Below are 16,569 nucleotides of genomic sequence, written 5' to 3'. Positions count from 1 at the left end.
TCAGTCAGCCGATCCGGTGGTCTTGGTTCCGCTATTGGCCTGAGCAGTGCTGGCGCTCGCATCCGCCGTCGGCGCGGCCTGGGGCTTGTCGTCGACCAGTGCGCCATCGAACAGGCGTGACTGTCCGGCCACCACGATCCTGTCTCCGACGTTCAGGCCTTCGGAGACCACGGCATTTGCATCGCCGCTCTGGCTGACCTTGATCGGCCTCGCGCTGACCTTGCCATTGTCGCCTATCACATAGGCGAACAGACCCGACGGCCCGTGCTGCACGCCATCCTGCGGCACGACGATGACGTCCTTGCGCGTATCGATCAGCATCCGCGTGGTCACCGACAGGCCGGGCCACAGCGCATTGTCCTTGTTGTCGAAGCGCGCTTTCAGGCTGATGGTCCCGGTGGCCTGGTTCACCGAATTGTCCATGACCACGAGCCTGCCTTGCGACAGTGTCCTGGTTCCGTCCGAGGTCAGCGCCTCGACCGGCACCTCGCCGGTGTCAAAGGCCTTGTCGATGGCCTGCAATTGCTCTTCAGGCTCCGTGAACTGCACTGCGATCGGCTGCAGCTGGGCGATGGTGACGATCCCCGTCGTATCCGCGGCATGCACGATGTTGCCGGGGTCAACCAGCCGGAAACCCGTTCGTCCGCTGATCGGCGCCTTGATCGAGGTGTAACCGAGATTGGTCTGCGCATTGTCGATGGCGGCCTGGTCGCCCTTCACCTGCGCGATCATCTGATCGACCAGGGCCTGCTGGGTATCGAGATTTTGCTGGGTCTCGAATTGCTGCTTCGCGAGCTTCTGAAAGCGCTCCAGGTTCAAGCGGTCGTTCCTTAGATTGGCCTCGTCCTGGGCCTTCTTCGCCACCGCCTGCTCGAGAGCCGCGGTAAAGGGGCGTTGATCGATCTCCAGAAGTGGATCGCCCTCCTTCACCATCTGCCCCTGTTTGAAGAACACCTTGATGATCTGACCGTCGACGCGGCTCTTGACCGTCACCGTCTTGAACGGCGAGACGACTCCGAGACCGTAGGCGCGCACGGGAAAGTCGGCCTTCTTCACTACGAACGAGGTGACGGGAATCTTCGCCGCGGCCTGACTGGCAGCGCTTTGGGCGGCCGCTGCGGCTGGCTTGACGCCCCCGAGGAGCTCATACCACACGCCATAGGCCACCGCGGCTATTGCAAGGATTCCAAACAGCGCAACGCTGAGCTTCGGTCGCGTTGACAAATTGATGGCCCTCTAACTGTTTGTACCTGCCTACGGGTGACTCGACTGATTGCAGGTGAAACCGCCGCCTCTGATTGGAAGTATCGCGGACAAAATCCCAGCGTCAAAATGACGATCGCGTGCGAAAATCTGTACAAATTTTCATGTTCGCTCGTCGCAAAACGCAGTCGCTCGATCAAAGCCGTCCAACGAAGGACAGGCAGAAACAAACAGAAACGAAATGGAGAGACGTGAGAGGTCACCGCGGCATCACGCTGAATTGCGCCAACAATCGCGAATTTCAGGACCGCTCGCCTCAAGTCAGGCCCTATCATTGAAATTCAGCAAGCGCTGCTTGATGGGAACGAGGCGCGGGATGAAGGCTGATCAACCGAACCACCGGGGAAATGTCGTACCGTTTCGAACGCGATCGGGAGGCGGCCGAGATCCGGCTGATGATGCACGGCCCGACAACATCTTGCGCATGCTGGACCTCTCGAAGTTCGAACACCATCGCGCCACTGTCGAGAACCGCCCCAGCATGCGTTCCAACATCGCAGCAATGGTTCTGCTCGGACTTCTCGTATTCATTGCAACAGAGGACTTTTCCAGGCTCGAGCAATCGAACCTGTGCTTCGATAAATCGGAATGCAGGAATTGAACAGCGCCCGTCATCAACTGGCGACGTAACGACGAATCGCAATTTCAGCGGCATCGACGCGGGGCATGGCTCGATCAGCGGGGCTCCGGAAGACACAAAGCATCGCGCACCGGATCGGCCCTCCCCCATTGGCACCGTCCCGCCAATCGTGTAACCCGGCCGAAACCCTCGCCGGGACGGGACGCTGATGAGTGCGGTTGCTACTGATAACGCGGGAGATGGCACCCGCGCGCTGATCTTTGCGCTGCTTGCGCTCGCCTGCGGGCACATGCTCTCGACCTTGCTGCGCACGATTCCCGCCGTCAGCCTCGACCTGATGGCGGCGGATTTCCACATCGAGCCGCAGGCGCTGGCGAGCCTCACCTCGGTCTATCCCTTTGCCTTTGCCGCCGCGCAGATCCCGGTCGGTGCGGCGATGGATCGCTTTGGCGTGCGGCCGGTGTCGCTGAGCCTGCTTATGGGAACCGTGATCGGCGCCATCGCGTCGGGATTCGCGACGGGGCCGGAAAGCTTTGCGGTCGGGCAGGTGATGCTGGGCATCGCGACGTCGGGCATGCTGATGTGCCCGATGACGCTGGCGGCCAAGCAATTGTCGGCGGCGCGGTTCGGGCTATGGTCCGGCGCGATCCTCTCGATCGGCAATATCGGCATGCTGCTGTCGTCGAGCCCGCTCGCCTTCGTGGTCGATCATTACGGCTGGCGCGCCGGATTCTGGATCTCGGCGCTCGGCGGCGTCCTCGTCGCGCTCGCCGTGTTCTTGCTGGTGCCGAGGCAACCGGCCGAGCACAAGGACGAGTCCTCGCCGCTGTCGCAGATGATCGAGGTGCTGCGGCTCGGGCTCTCGCGCCCCCTGCGTGGCCTGATCGCGCTGGCGCTGGTGTCGCTTGCGACCTCGCTGGTGCTGCGCGGCCTGTGGGGCGGACCTTGGCTGATGGAGATCAAGGGACTGACGCGGGTCGAGGCCGGCAACCAGCTCGGCGCATTCACGCTGGCTATGATCGCAGGTCCCCTGTGCATCGGCATGATCGACCGCAGGCTCAGTCGCCGCCGCGAGCTGGTGGCGGGCACGCATATGGTCGGCGCGCTGCTGCTGGCGCTGATGGCGCTGGGGGCGCCGCATTATGCGGTCTCGATGCTGTTCGGCGTGCCCGTGATGCCGCCGCAATATGATCTCGTGCTGTTCGTGCTCATCGGCCTTGCGACCTCCGCCCAGCCGCTGCTGTTCGGCATGTCGCGGCAGCTGGTCGATGCGCAAACCGCGGGCAAGGCGCTCGCGGCGATCAACCTCGCCTTCTTCCTCGGCGCCGCCCTGATGCAGTCGATGACGGGCGCGGTGGCGGCGTTCGCGGGGCTGCCGGCGGTGCTGCTGTTCATGGCGGCGGCGCTTCTTCTGGGCGCGCTGATCTTCCTGGCCTATACGCGCACTGCGTGAAGCAGCCTCGTACAACAGCGTGGCGCAGGGGATGCTCCCGATTCGTCCTGTCGCGCCAGCCTCTGTGAAAAGTCGCAACCTGCAGTGGCCGTTATTTCCACTGTGACCCGGTGGTTACAGCCGCCGCATGACTCGCCGGATATTGTGACCGGATCGCGAAGTCGGACAACTCACCAGATGAAGTCGCTGGCCTGTGCGATGCCGACACGCACGATGCGCCTCAGGCGCCATTGCCGTTAGTTGAAGGAAGATCCTCGCATGACCACCAAAACCCTTTTCAGCGCCATTGCGCTGGCCGTTTCGACGTTGACCTCGGCCATGGCGGCGGACGTGTCGATGCCGTACAAGGCGGCGCCTGCGGCCCCGGCGTTCTCCTGGACCGGTTGCTATGTCGGCGGCAATGGCGGCGGTGGCCGCGGGGTCAACGAGCAGCAGCCCATCGTCGGGCAAACATTCAATGCCGATCACAACAGCGGCTGGCTCGCTGGCGTGCAAGGGGGCTGCGACTATCAGGTCGGCTCCCTGGTGGTCGGCCTCGAAGGCCAGTTCGATTGGGCCGACATGAAGGACACCAGCACGACACTGATTCCGGGCGGCGCCGCCGGCTTCCTGCTGACGACCCAGCTCGATCGCGTCGCCACCGCGACCGGCCGCATCGGCTACGCCTTCGATCGCGTGCTGTTTTACGCCAAGGGCGGCGCCGCCTTCGCTCACTTCAATTATCAGATGACGCAGACCGATTTCGCCGCCTTCTCGGTTGATTTCAAGGGGTCGCGCGATGTGACGGGATTCGTCGTCGGCGCCGGCCTCGAATATGCGCTGCTGCCAAACCTGTCGTTGAAGGCCGAATACAATTATTTCGACTTTGGAACGAACGGCTACACCCTGAACTGCACCAGCAGTCCCGGATGTGCTACTCCCTTCTTCCCGGCGAGCGTCCGGCAGAACATGCAAACCGTCATGCTCGGCGTGAATTGGCGATTCAATACGGCTGTCGCCCCGCTCGTCGCGCGATACTGATTTTTGTGCCGAAAGCGTCGGCGGCGCGTCGTGTTCGGCGCGCCGCCGCCAACAGCCGCCGTGGCTTTGATGCGGTCGTCCCTGCCCCGCCCTAAAACTCACCGGACTGTCCGAGAGGCCTTGCGAAACACGGCGCAGCGAAGGATGCTGACGCGTACCGTGCATCAAAGGACCATCTCATGCCTGTCGATACCAAAGCCGCCACCGATCGCCTCATGCGCTTCCTCTCCGTCGAGGGCGTCACCGGACAGGAGGCGGCGATCGGGCGTGAGCTCACCGCTGCGCTGAAGGAGAGCGGCGTGCCGTCCAAGGCGATCCGGCTCGACGACGCCAACACCCGCATTCCCGTGCCGACCGAGACCGGTAACCTCATCGTCGACCTGCCCGGCCGCGGCGCGCTGCACAACCAGCCGCGCATCATGTTCATGACCCACATGGACACCGTGCCGCTGTGTGCCGGCGCCAAGCCGAAGAAATCCGGCCGCAAGATCGTCAACGAGGCCAAGACCGCGCTCGGCGGCGACAACCGCTGCGGCTGCGGCGTGCTGGTGACGCTGGCCGCCGAGCTCGCCAAGCAGAAGCTCGATCATCCCCCGATCACGCTGCTGTTCTGCGTGCGCGAGGAGAGCGGGCTCTACGGCGCGCGCCACGTCAAGCTGGACGAGCTCGGCTCGCCGGCGATGGCCTTCAACTATGACGGCGGCTCGGCCTCCAACGTCATCATCGGCGCCGTCGGCGCGGACCGCTGGAATGTTGAGATCTTCGGCCGCGCCTCGCATGCCGGCGTTGCACCGGAGCGCGGCATCTCCTCGACCATGATCATGGCGCTCGCGCTTGCAGACGTGAAGTCCAGCGGCTGGTTCGGCAAGGTCGTGAAGGGCAAGAGCCAAGGCACCAGCAATGTCGGCCCCGTCACCGGCGGCGAGGGCCGCCCGGCGGGCGATGCCACCAACGTCGTCACCGACTACGTCCATGTGCGCGGCGAGAGCCGCAGCCACGACGGAAAGTTCTTCAAGGAGATCACCAAGGCCTACAAGGCCGCGTTCGAGAAGGCCGCCAAGAAGGTGACGAACGCGCAGGGCAAGTCCGGCAAGATCAAGTTCAAGGCCGAGACCGACTATTTTCCGTTCCGCATGAAGGACAATCTCCCCGTCGTCAAACGCGCGGTCGAGGCGGTGTCCGCGGTCGGCGGCACCCCGAACGTCCGCACCGCCAATGGCGGCCTCGATGCCAACTGGATGGTCCGCCACGGCGTTCCCACCGTGACCTTCGGTGCCGGCCAGAACGAGGCGCACACGATCGACGAGTGGATCAACCTCGACGAATACGACCGCGCCTGCGCGCTGGCCGTGCAGCTCGCGACGATGCGGTGAGGCGCGTCGCGCGTGAGCTCAGAGAGATCATTTGTCGCCAATGACGGCACCGTCATTGGATATCGGCAACTGGGCTCAGGCCCCGGACTGGTGCTGCTCCATGGCGCGCTGCAGAGCGCAGCGAGCTTTACTGACCTTGGCGCAGCGCTGGCCGACCGCTTCACCGTTCTCATCCCGGACCGGCGCGGTCGTGGTCTGAGCGGACCGTTCCGGCCCGACCACTGCATGGCGACCGAGATCGATGATCTCGGCCGGCTTCTCGCCGAGACGGGCGCACAAAATGTGTTTGCATTGAGCGCCGGGGCCTTGGTTGCCATGCACACCGCGCTCGCCAATCCGGCGATCGCGCGCCTCACGCTTTACGAGCCGCCGCTCGAATTCGGCGGGGTCCAGCCGCGCTACTGGGCCGCTGGCTATGAGGCGGCCCTGGCGAAGGGGGATCTGCCGGGCGCCCTTGTTGCCGTGCTCAAAGGCACCGGCGACAACGAGATCATGACAAGGCTCCCTGCGCCTGTCCTTAAATCGTTCTTCGCCATGATGATGCGGCTCCGTCCCAACGCGGCCGTTGGCAACGGGCCGCCTCTGGCCACGCTCATCCCCACGGTCCACTACGACATCGAGCTGATTGCGGAGAAAGCCGGCGACCTTGACCGCTTCAGGAGCTTGAGCACGGAAACGCTGCTGCTTGGCGGCGATCGGAGCCAGGGCTATCTCGCCACCGCTCTCGATGCTCTCGCCGCGATCCTGCCGAACGCGACGCGCGTTGAATTCAAGGGCGCCGGACACATCGCGGCAGACAACGAAGGCGACCCGATTCGCGTTGCGGCGGAGCTGCGTCGTTTCTTCGCATGAAGTCGTCCGCAGGATGGGGAGAGTGCAGCGAAACCCATCGCCGCGGTAACGAAGATGATGGGTTTCGCTTCGCTCTACCCATCCTACAGAACTGCCCTGCATCGCCCGCGGTTGCCCGCCGATGCCTGTCGGCCTAGCCTGCAAGGAAAAGCAGGAAGGAAACATGGCACGCATCTCGACAATCGAGACCGGGTTCTACCGGATCCCCCTCCCCGTCACGCTGTCGGACTCGACGCATGGCGAGATCGCGGCGTTCGAGCTGATCACCTGCCGCATCCGCGATGCCGACGGCGCCGAGGGCGTCGGCTACACCTACACGGTCGGGCGCAATGGCGGGGCGACTGCCGACATCCTCAAACGCGAGATCCCGCCACTCGTCGAAGGACGCGAGGCCGACGACACCGAGGCGATCTGGCATCACGTCTGGTGGGGCCTGCATTATGGCGGGCGCGGCGGACCGGCGGTGCTGGCACTGTCCGCGCTCGACATCGCGTTGTGGGACCTGAAGGCGCGGCGCGCGAAATTGCCTCTGTTCCGCCTGCTCGGCGGCTTCGATGCGCACGTGCCCTGCTATGCCGGCGGCATCGACCTCGATCTCTCCGTCGAGGCGCTGCTCGCGCAGACCGACGGCAATCTCGCCAAGGGCTTTCGCGCCATCAAGATGAAGGTCGGCCGGCCCGATCTCAAATCCGACGTCGCGCGCGTCGCGGCCATGCGCAAACATCTCGGCGACGGCTTTCCGCTGATGGCGGACGCCAACATGAAATGGACGGTCGAGGACGCGATTCGCGCCGCCCGCGCCTTCGTCCCCTACGACCTCACCTGGCTCGAGGAGCCTGTTATCCCCGACGACGTCGCGGGCCATGCCCGCATCATGCAGGCCGGCGGCGTGCCGATCGCGGCCGGCGAGAATCTGCGCTCGCTGTGGGAGTTCAAGAACTACATCGTCGCGGGCGCGGTATCCTATCCCGAGCCTGACGTCACCAATTGCGGCGGCGTGAGTGCGTTCATGAAGATCGCGCGGCTGGCGGAGGCGTTCAATCTCCCGGTCACCAGCCACGGCGCGCACGACATCACGGTGCATCTGCTCGCGGCCTGTCCGAACCGCTCGTATCTGGAAGCGCATGGATTCGGGCTGGACAAGTATATCGAGCACCCGCTGGTGCTCGCGGACGGCAAGGCCGTGGCGCCGGACCGGCCGGGCCATGGCATCAGCTTCGACTGGAAAGGACTGGCGAAGCTCTCGCCGTAGGGCAATCCGTCATGGCCGAAGCAAGACGTGGATGGCCGGGTCATAGGCGAGCGGAAGCGACGCCGTCCTTCGGACGGCTATGCCCGGCCATGACGATGTTGCTGCACGCGAGACACTCGCAGGCGCTTGACGGGTCGGCTCAATATTCGGCTATGCTGGCATTAGCCGGCCCTCCTTACGAAAGATCCCCGCCTTGCCCCCCGAGCTGCACCAGAAACTGACCCAGTGGCGCCGGCATCTGCATGCGCACCCGGAACTGGGCCTCCACGAGAAGGCCACCTCGGCCTTCGTGCAGGAGAAGCTCACCGAGCTCGGCATTCCCTTCGAAGCGGGCATCGGCGGCCACGGCGTCGTTGCGACGCTGACGCGAGGGGCGGCGCAGGGCCGCGTCGGCCTGCGCGCCGACATGGATGCGCTGCCGATCACCGAGGACACCGGCCTGCCCTACGCCTCGACGACATCAGGCGTGATGCATGCCTGCGGTCATGACGGGCACACCGCCTCGCTGCTCGGCGCGGCCGCGCTGCTGGTGGCCGACACCGGCTGGAGCGGCACCGTCGACTTCATCTTCCAGCCGGCCGAGGAAGGCCTTGGCGGCGCGCGCGCGATGGTCGGGGCGGGCCTGTTCGACCGCTTTCCGATGACGCGGGTGTTCGGCTTCCACAACTGGCCGGGGCTCGCAGCCGGCACCATCGCGGTCCACGACGGCGTCGTGATGGCTTCCGGCGGACGCGTCAGCATCACCATCGACGGCCATGCCGGACATGCCGGCATGCCGCATCTGACCCGCGATCCCGTCATGGCGGCGGGACACCTGATCGTGGCGCTGCAATCGGTCGTGTCGCGCAGCATCGATCCGCTCGACACCGCCGTGCTCTCGCTGTGTACGCTCGAAGGCGGCACGGCGCGCAACCAGATCGCGGGACGCGTCACCATCGGCGGCACGCTGCGGTATCATCGCGACGCGGTGAAGGACGTCATCCTGGCGCGGATCGGAGAGGTCTGCGCAGGCATTGCAACGACCTTCGGCGTCAAGGTCACGCCCGAAATCGTCATGGGCGTCGGCGTGGTGGTCAACACGCCTGCCGAGGCGGGCCTGGCGCGCCTTGCCGCGGAGAGGGTGCAGACCGAGGTGCGACGCGATCTCGCGCCGAGCATGGCCGGCGAGGATTTTGCCTTCTTCCTCAAGCAGTGCCCCGGCGCCTTCGCCTGGATCGGCAACGGTGAATTGCGCGACGGCGCCGAGCTGCACGGCCCGCGCTACGATTTCAACGACGCGATTTTGCCCGTCGCGTCCAGCTGGATGGCCGAGGTCGCCAAGGTGGCGCTGAAGTCGAACTGACCCCGGAACGGCAGGACCTCGGATTCCCTGCGCATGACGTCGGCCGTGCGCCGACCGTCCCGCCGCACTGTCCCACCGACACTTTTTTCTTTGGCCTGCAACCCTTTGAACATGCAGCGGCGATGACTGCCCGACCGGGCGCGTTGCAGCACCGCACCGCTGCGCGCGCTTGACGCGGGACGTGCGGGCAGGAATAATGAAATTAAAGAACAATTGTTCGCATTCCGAACAAACTGCAGCGGGACCAAGCGGGCTCACAACACCGCATCCGCGCCACCAGAGGAAACGTCATCGATGCAAGCCATCCTCAATGGCGACAGCACGCTCATCGTCGCAATGATCGTCGCCTACATCGCCTTCACGTCCTGGCTCACGTTCAAACTGCGCAGCAGGACCAGCGATCAGTTCATGACGGGCGCACGCGCGATGCCGGCGGTGGTCGTCGGCGTGCTGATGATGTCCGAATTCGTCGGCGCCAAATCGACCGTCGGCACGGCGCAGGAAGCGTTCCAGTCGGGCATCGCGGCGGGGTGGGCCGTGCTCGGCGCCTCGATCGGCTTCCTGCTGTTCGGGTTCCTGATGGTGAAGAAGCTCTACAGTTCCGGCGAATACACCATCTCGGCGGCGATCGCGCAGAAATACGGCAAGTCGACCATGCTCACGGTGTCGGTGATCATGATCTACGCGCTGCTGCTCGTGAACGTCGGCAACTATGTGAGCGGCGCAGCCGCGATCGCCACCGCACTGCATGTCAGCATGCCCGTTGCGATGTGCATCATCGCCGTGGTCAGCACCTTCTACTACGTGTTCGGCGGGCTGAAGGGCGTCGCCTGGGTGACGATCCTGCACAGCGCCATCAAGGTCGTCGGTATCGTCATCATATTCTCGGTTGCGATGTCGCTGACCGGCGGCATCGCGCCGATCCAGGCCAAGCTGCCCGCCTATTACTTCAGCTGGGACGGCAAGATCGGCTTTGCGACCATCTTCGCCTGGACCTTCGGCACCGTCGGCGCGATCTTCTCGACCCAGTTCATCGTGCAGGCGATCTCCTCGACGCCGAGCGCTGATGACGCGCGCAGGGCCACCTTCTATGCGGCGGCGTTCTGCCTGCCGCTCGGATTTCTGCTCGCCCTGATCGGCGTCGCGGCGAAATTCCTCTATCCCGACATGAACAGCCTCTACGCGCTGCCGGTGTTTTTGGAGAAGATGCCGCCGCTGGCCTCGGCTTTCGTGACCACCTCGCTCGTCGCCTCGATCTTCGTCAGCGTCTGCACGGTTGCGCTCGCGATCGCCTCGCTGGTGGTGCGCGACTTCTACGTCCCCTACTGGAAGCCGACGCCCGAGCGGGAGCTGAAGATGACCCGCCTGTTCTCGGTGGCGATCGGCATTGCACCGCTGGTCTTCGTCTTCTTCATCCCGGAAATCCTCAAGCTGTCGTTCTTCACGCGCGCGCTGCGCCTGTCGATCACCATCATCGCGATGATGGGATTCTATCTGCCGCTGTTTGCCAGCAACCGCGGCGCCACCGCGGGCCTGATCGGCGCCGCGATCTCGACGACGGCCTGGTACATGCTCGGAAACCCCTTCGGTATCGACAACATGTATGTCGCGGCCGCGACACCGCTGGTGGTGATGGCGGTCGAGCGCCTGGTGATGGGCCGCGCTCCGGCCGCCGCCGCGACGTCGCAGCCAAATGCATTGATGGAAAGGACTTCGACATGATCATCGATACCGAGATCGTGACCACCGACATCGGGACCGCCGCCGACGGCGTCGTTCGCCCGGCCGCCGGCGATCCCGACCGGTCCGACGCTTTCATTCCCTCGCCTTGCGTGCAGAACCACGCCGCCAATCTGATGCCGCTCGCGAACGGCGATCTGGCCTGCGTCTGGTTCGGCGGCACGCAGGAGGGCATGTCGGACATCTCGGTCTATTTTTCGCGCCTGCCCCGCGGCGCGACGCAGTGGTCTCCGGCCGAAAAGCTGTCCGACGACAACGGACGTTCGGAGCAGAACCCGGTGCTGTTTCCCGCACCTGACGGCACGCTGTGGCTGATGTGGACGGCGCAGCTGGCGGGAAACCAGGACACCGCGCTGATCCGCCGCCGCCTCTCCCGCGACAACGGCAAGAACTGGGGCCCGATCGAGACGCTGTTTCCCGAGCAGCGCGGCCGCGGCACCTTCATCCGGCAGCCGATCGTCGTGCTCGACAATGGCGACTGGCTGCTGCCGGTGTTCTATTGCCACAGCACCCCGGGACGGAAATGGAACGGCGACGAGGACACCAGCGCGGTGAAGATCTCGTCCGATTCCGGCGCGACCTGGCGCGACGTCGACGTCCCCGGCAGCCGCGGCTGCGTGCATATGTGTATCGCGCGCCTCGACGACGGCTCGCTGATTGCCCTCTACCGCAGCCGCTGGGCGGACAACATCTATCAGAGCCGGTCCACCGATCACGGCCGCACCTGGTCGGCGCCGGTCCAGACCGTGCTGCCCAACAACAACTCCTCGATCCAGGTCACGCGACTTGGCAACGGTCATCTCGCGCTGGTCTTCAACGATTCCAGCGCCAGGGATGCGACCGGGCGCCGCCTCTCGCTCTATGACGAGATCGAGGACGATTTGCCGCCCGTGCTCGCCGGCGACGGCAAAAGAACGGATGAACGCACCGCGTTCTGGGGCGCGCCGCGGGCGCCGATGACGCTGGCCGTCTCCGCCGACGGCGGGCGGACGTGGAGCAAGCGCAATGTCGAGACCGGTGACGGCCTTTGCATGACCAACAATTCACGCGATCAGACCAATCGCGAACTGTCCTATCCTTCGGTCAAGGAGACCGCCGACGGGGCGATCCACATGGCCTTCACCTTCCATCGCCGCGCGATCAAATATGTGCGCGTGACCGAGCCATGGGTGAAGCGCGCCATCCGGGACTGAGAGCATGGACAAGAGGCCGCACGCGCTAGTGACGGGCGCAAGCTCGGGGATTGGTGCGGCGATCGTCGAGCAGCTGCTGCGCGACGGCTGGCGCGTCACCGGGATCAGCCGCCGCCTTGCGACGTTCGACCATCCGGCGTTCGATCATTTGTCGCTCGACCTCGATGATGTCGACAGCATTGCCGACGCCTTGGCAGGCTTCACGCCGACCGCGCTGGTTCATGCCGCGGGCCTGCTCAAGGTCGGTGCGCTCGGATCGCTCGACCATGACGACGGCGCGGCGATGTGGCGGCTGCATGTCGACGTCGCCGGGCGCCTCGCCAACGCGCTGGCGCCGCGCCTGCCGAACGGCGGACGCATCGTCTTCATAGGCAGCCGCACCGCATCGGGCGCCGCGGGCCGCGGGCAATATGCCGCGACCAAGGCGGCGCTGGTCGCGCTGGCGCGGTCCTGGGCGCTCGAGCTCGCACCTCGCGGCATCACCGTCAACGTCGTTGCCCCCGCCGCAACCGAGACGCCGATGCTGAAGGATCCCTCGCGCGCCAATGTCATGCCAAAGCTGCCGCCGATCGGCCGCTTCATCCGCCCGGAGGAAGTCGCAGCCGCCGTGGCCTTCCTGCTCTCGACGGAAGCGGCCGCCATCACTGGACAGCAACTCGTCATCTGCGGCGGCAGCTCGCTCTGAGTTCGACCCGTGGCTACTCCAAATCGGTTGTTGTACGATGGATCTCGTTCAAGCAAGCGAGATCCCAATGGACCGACGCGAATTTGTTTCGGGACTGACCCTTGCGACTGCCGCGGCAGGCCTGATGCCGACCGGCGCCGCGGCGGAAGGCAGGCGCGTCGCGCTGGTGATCGGCAACGGCGCCTACAGGAACGTGCCCACGCTGCTCAATCCGCCAAACGACGCCGGCGACATAGCTGCAGCGCTGAAGCGGCTCGGCTTCTCGGTCCGTCTGGTCACCAATGCCAGCTTCGACGAGATGCGTCGCGGCCTGATCGCATTGGGGCGCGACGCCGCCGGAGCCGATATGGCGACCGTGTATTTCGCGGGCCATGGCATGGAGATCAATGGCGAAAACTGGCTGATCCCGATCGACGCAGAACTGAAGCGGGACACGGACGCGGCAAACGAAGCCATCAGCCTGCAGAGCGTGATGTTGCAGGTTTCCAATACCACGAGCCTTGGCCTCGTCATCCTCGACGCCTGCCGCAATAATCCATTTGCCGCCAGGATGAACCGCACGCTCGCCACCCGGGGGACGCCGACCGGCGGGCTCGGTCGCATCGAGCCCGTCGGCAACGTTCTGGTCGCTTATGCCGCACGAGACGGCACCACGGCGCTTGACGGCGACACGCGTAACAGTCCGTTTGCAGCGGCGCTCCTTCGCAACATCGAGACACCGGGCGTCGAGGTCACGTTCATGTTCCGCAACGTCCGCGACGAAGTGATGGAAGCCACCCGAAACGAGCAGCAGCCGTTCGTCTAGGGCTCGCTGTCTCGCAAGGGATTTACCTGGCCGGGCAACCAAAGGGCGGCGCCGAGGGAGCGGAACCTGTCGCCCCGCTTCCGGCTGTCGCGTCCCCGGCACCGTCAGGCGCGTCGATGTCATCGACGATCGATCCTGCGTTGGTGGGCACCTGGGAGATCATGGTACCGGGCCGCCGCGGACAATCGCGTTGGATCTGGCAGATCATGAACGACGGCACTTACAAATTCCACGCCGTGCCGCAGCGCTCGGCCCATCCGCACGAAGGCACGATGATTGCTGCAAATGGCCACTGGACCCTACAAGCCCGAAGGGGCCTTTCGGGTTATAGCGATGGCGGCGCCTACGAGATCCGCGATACACTCGCGGTGATCACGGGCAAGCTGGGCACCGGCGCCTGGAAGCGCAGCGCGGAGTGAGGGCACGAGCCCAGTACGCATCCGATAGATGGTGCCGCTCTGCCGCAGTCACGCGACGATCGCCCCATATCATCGAGATTTGCGAGAGCCGCGATCAGCGCGTGGCCGCGATCCTTGCGCGGAAGCTCGCCTGCCCCTGCATGATCTTGTCGAGCAGTGCATCGAGCGCCCAGAAGCGCTCACGGATGTCGAAATCGATGGTCCGGCTGTGGGCGCAGGCGAACGTGCCGAGCCTCTGATGGTACAGCTTGGCCAGCTTGGGATATCCCATCGGCTCGGCCATCGCCGCGAGGGCGAGATAGACGGAGAGATCGTCCGCCAGCGCCGGATGCCGCGCGCTATCGGTCAACAGCCATTTGTAGAGATCGGGATGGAAGTTCGTGAACACGCCGGTGAAGCCGGCGGATCCGCTTCTGATGGCGTCGAAGGCGATCGCCGCATTGGCGTTGACGATGGCGAGCGAGGAGTTTTTCGTCAGCGCCACGCGACGCTTCACCGTCTCGAGGTCGCAGGACACGTCCTTGAGGATCGCGAAGCGCCCGCTCTCGGCGCAGAACGCCAGCTCGTCGTCGGACATGAGCCGCCGGAACGGCGCGGGACATTCGTAGAGGCCGAGCGGAAGATCGGCGGGCAGCGCATCGAGCAGATGGCGCAGATGATCCATGAAGACGGTGCCGCCCTGCCCCTTCGGATCGAACCGGTTCGTCACCAGCACCAGTCCGTCCACGCCGGTCGCGGCGATGGAGGTCAGCTCGGTCACTTGATCGTCGCGGGATTCACTGACGTGGCCTGACGCGATGACGGGCACCCGGCCCGCCGCCTGCCGCACGACGAAGCGCGCCAGCGCGACCCGCTCCTCGAGGCTCAAAAACTGCATCTCGCTCGACTGGGCCACGGCGAACAGCGCATCCGCGCCGTTGGCAATGTACCATTCGACGAGGTTTTCGAGGCCCGCATAGTCGATTGCGTCGGCTTCGGTGAACGGCGTCAGCATCACCGGAATGATGCCCTTGATGGTTGCGGTCACAAATCGGCTCCCAGGCGTTGAAATTGTTGACAGGCAGGAGCCTGCCGCTCACGCGTCTTGCAACGCGTGAGCGTAGCTGTTCGGGCCGGCGATCAGTTGCCGGCCACTTCCTTGATGCGTGCGATCATGTCGTCGACGGCCTTGTCGACCGGCACCTTGTTGGTGACGATGGCGTTCACGGCCTTCATCCAGACGTTCTCGTTGTTGAGGGTGGTGAACTTGTAGTTCTTGCTCATCTCGTAGCCGCCGACGCCGGCGAAGAACTGGTCGCGCACGGCGCGGCGATGAACGTCGCCGTCCCAGAAGGCGGACTTCTGTGCGGCCGTCTTGACCGGGAACCAGCGGCCGAGCGCGCCTTCGACATAGGGCTGGAGGTTCTCGTCGCGCAGCAGGAACGAGACGAACTCCTTGGCGCGGTCCTTGTTCTTGGCCTGCTCGAAGATCAGGCCGACCACCACGGAGGCGCGGGTGTGGACCGGCGTACCATCCGGCTTGTTGGGCCAGACCATGGTGCGGATGCGGTCATTATAGTTCTTCTTGGCTTCGTCGCGCTGCTCGGCGGTGAGCGTCTCGTTGCCGGCGTCGTCGAGCCATTTGCCGGGGAGCGAAACCGTCGAATTGTGGGTCATGATCGTCGTCTTGTTGTGGAAGGCGACGTTGTTGTCGGGATCCTTCCAGCTCGTCGCCGATTGCGGCGTGCAGCCTTTCGCGGCGAACTCGACATAGTCCGTCATGGCGGCGACGAGGCCCGCCTTCACCTTGGGATCGTCGACCAGGAGCTTGCCGTTGTCGTCGACCAGCACGACGTTGTAGGCGTCCATGAACACCAGGAACGAGATGAAGCTGTCGGTGGCGTCGACGCCCATCGGATGGCCGACGCCGTAGATTCGCTTGCCGGACGCCTTGCGCACGGCCGGTTGCGCCTTGTCACACCAGAACGACCAATAGCCCTTCCAGTCCTTCGGGATGTCGGTCTCCTTGAGACCTCCCTCCTCCAGCATGTCCTTCCAATAATGCAGATGCAGCGTCGCCTGCTTCAGCGGGAAGGCGTAATAGGCCTTCGCCTTGGTCTTGTCGTTGTACAGCATGACCGTTTCGAGCGACTGCGGGGAGAACTCGCCCTTGATCGGTGCGAGCACGGAGCCGAGATCGACCAGCTTGCCCTCGGAGGCCCACTTGCCGGCGCCCTGGAAATGGTAGGTGTCCGCATAGGTCACGTCGGGCGGACTGCCGGCATCGAGCGCCGCCACCAGCTTCGGCATCATGTCCTGCGTCGCATATTGCGACAGCTCGACCTTGACCCCGGTCTTGGCCTCGAACTTCTTGATGACGGCGAGCAGCGCGTCTTCCTCGGCCTTGTAGTAGCCCTTGTTCCACCAAACGACGAGCTTCTCCTCGGCGGCCGCGGGGCTCGCCGTTCCCATCATCGGCAAGAGCAGCGAAACCGCCATCGAACAGTTTCTGGCCCACCGCAAAACGCTATTCCGCATTGTCGTTTCCTCTCCGTCTCATCCGGCGAGGGGCCCGCCGGTTGCGCTCATGGCGTTTAAAACGCGGTTATGTAA

General features: G+C 64.7%; 15 protein-coding genes. 12 read left to right on the top strand and 3 right to left on the bottom strand.

Translation table 11 applies throughout. The annotated features are described in order from the left end of the window. Entirely contained in the window at positions 1 to 1,224 is a 1,224-nt protein-coding gene (locus AB7535_RS04210; RefSeq protein ID WP_085404518.1) for an efflux RND transporter periplasmic adaptor subunit, read from the bottom strand. Between the two features lie 355 nt (positions 1,225 to 1,579). Here AB7535_RS04210 and AB7535_RS04205 point away from each other — a divergent pair, with 355 nt between their 5' ends. The 12 genes from AB7535_RS04205 (at position 1,580) to AB7535_RS04150 (ending at position 13,977) form a co-directional block, all read left to right on the top strand. Further along, positions 1,580 to 1,864 (top strand): hypothetical protein, encoded by a 285-nt coding sequence (locus AB7535_RS04205; protein ID WP_135215062.1) that lies wholly within the window; start codon positions 1,580 to 1,582, stop codon positions 1,862 to 1,864. A 187-nt stretch (positions 1,865 to 2,051) separates the two neighbouring features. Continuing rightward, positions 2,052 to 3,296, top strand: coding sequence for an MFS transporter (locus tag AB7535_RS04200; RefSeq protein ID WP_085404519.1), 1,245 nt, complete (start codon positions 2,052 to 2,054; stop codon positions 3,294 to 3,296). Positions 3,297 to 3,554: 258 nt separating this feature from the next. After that, on the top strand, positions 3,555 to 4,316 hold the full coding sequence (locus AB7535_RS04195; RefSeq protein ID WP_085404520.1) for an outer membrane protein: 762 nt from the start codon (positions 3,555 to 3,557) through the stop codon (positions 4,314 to 4,316). A 179-nt stretch (positions 4,317 to 4,495) separates the two neighbouring features. After that, on the top strand, positions 4,496 to 5,689 hold the full coding sequence (locus tag AB7535_RS04190; protein ID WP_085404521.1) for a M20/M25/M40 family metallo-hydrolase: 1,194 nt from the start codon (positions 4,496 to 4,498) through the stop codon (positions 5,687 to 5,689). Positions 5,690 to 5,779: 90 nt separating this feature from the next. After that, positions 5,780 to 6,541 (top strand): alpha/beta fold hydrolase, encoded by a 762-nt coding sequence (locus tag AB7535_RS04185; RefSeq protein ID WP_201266257.1) that lies wholly within the window; start codon positions 5,780 to 5,782, stop codon positions 6,539 to 6,541. A gap of 163 nt (positions 6,542 to 6,704) precedes the next feature. Next, the gene (locus AB7535_RS04180) at positions 6,705 to 7,793 is read left to right on the top strand and encodes a mandelate racemase/muconate lactonizing enzyme family protein (RefSeq protein ID WP_085404563.1); all 1,089 of its coding nucleotides are present in this window, start codon (positions 6,705 to 6,707) and stop codon (positions 7,791 to 7,793) included. A gap of 193 nt (positions 7,794 to 7,986) precedes the next feature. Beyond that, the gene (locus AB7535_RS04175; RefSeq protein WP_085404523.1) at positions 7,987 to 9,135 is read left to right on the top strand and encodes an amidohydrolase; all 1,149 of its coding nucleotides are present in this window, start codon (positions 7,987 to 7,989) and stop codon (positions 9,133 to 9,135) included. Positions 9,136 to 9,429: 294 nt separating this feature from the next. Beyond that, a complete protein-coding gene (locus AB7535_RS04170) occupies positions 9,430 to 10,857 on the top strand; it encodes a sodium:solute symporter family protein (protein ID WP_135215061.1) in 1,428 nt (475 codons plus the stop codon). Next, positions 10,854 to 12,068, top strand: coding sequence for a sialidase family protein (locus tag AB7535_RS04165; RefSeq protein ID WP_135215060.1), 1,215 nt, complete (start codon positions 10,854 to 10,856; stop codon positions 12,066 to 12,068). The genes AB7535_RS04170 and AB7535_RS04165 overlap by 4 nt, the downstream gene beginning before the upstream one ends. A 4-nt stretch (positions 12,069 to 12,072) precedes the next feature. Beyond that, positions 12,073 to 12,753: an SDR family NAD(P)-dependent oxidoreductase gene (locus tag AB7535_RS04160; RefSeq protein WP_085404525.1), complete on the top strand. Its 681-nt coding sequence runs from the start codon at positions 12,073 to 12,075 to the stop codon at positions 12,751 to 12,753. Between the two features lie 67 nt (positions 12,754 to 12,820). Further along, on the top strand, positions 12,821 to 13,558 hold the full coding sequence (locus AB7535_RS04155; protein ID WP_161495920.1) for a caspase family protein: 738 nt from the start codon (positions 12,821 to 12,823) through the stop codon (positions 13,556 to 13,558). A gap of 116 nt (positions 13,559 to 13,674) precedes the next feature. Then, positions 13,675 to 13,977, top strand: coding sequence for a hypothetical protein (locus tag AB7535_RS04150; protein WP_085404527.1), 303 nt, complete (start codon positions 13,675 to 13,677; stop codon positions 13,975 to 13,977). A 94-nt stretch (positions 13,978 to 14,071) separates the two neighbouring features. Here AB7535_RS04150 and AB7535_RS04145 read toward each other — a convergent pair whose 3' ends face one another. Beyond that, the gene (locus tag AB7535_RS04145; RefSeq protein WP_085404528.1) at positions 14,072 to 15,004 is read right to left on the bottom strand and encodes a dihydrodipicolinate synthase family protein; all 933 of its coding nucleotides are present in this window, start codon (positions 15,002 to 15,004) and stop codon (positions 14,072 to 14,074) included. A gap of 92 nt (positions 15,005 to 15,096) precedes the next feature. Then, entirely contained in the window at positions 15,097 to 16,455 is a 1,359-nt protein-coding gene (locus AB7535_RS04140; RefSeq protein ID WP_085404529.1) for an ABC transporter substrate-binding protein, read from the bottom strand. Positions 16,456 to 16,569: the final 114 nt, after the last annotated feature.

Origin of the sequence: Bradyrhizobium sp. 956_D2_N1_4, from assembly GCF_052076025.1 — a bacterium.
In the GTDB taxonomy this organism is placed as follows: domain Bacteria; phylum Pseudomonadota; class Alphaproteobacteria; order Rhizobiales; family Xanthobacteraceae; genus Bradyrhizobium; species Bradyrhizobium barranii.
The sequence above is the reverse complement of the archived record's forward strand: the minus strand, read 5'-3'. Positions and strand labels throughout refer to the sequence as shown.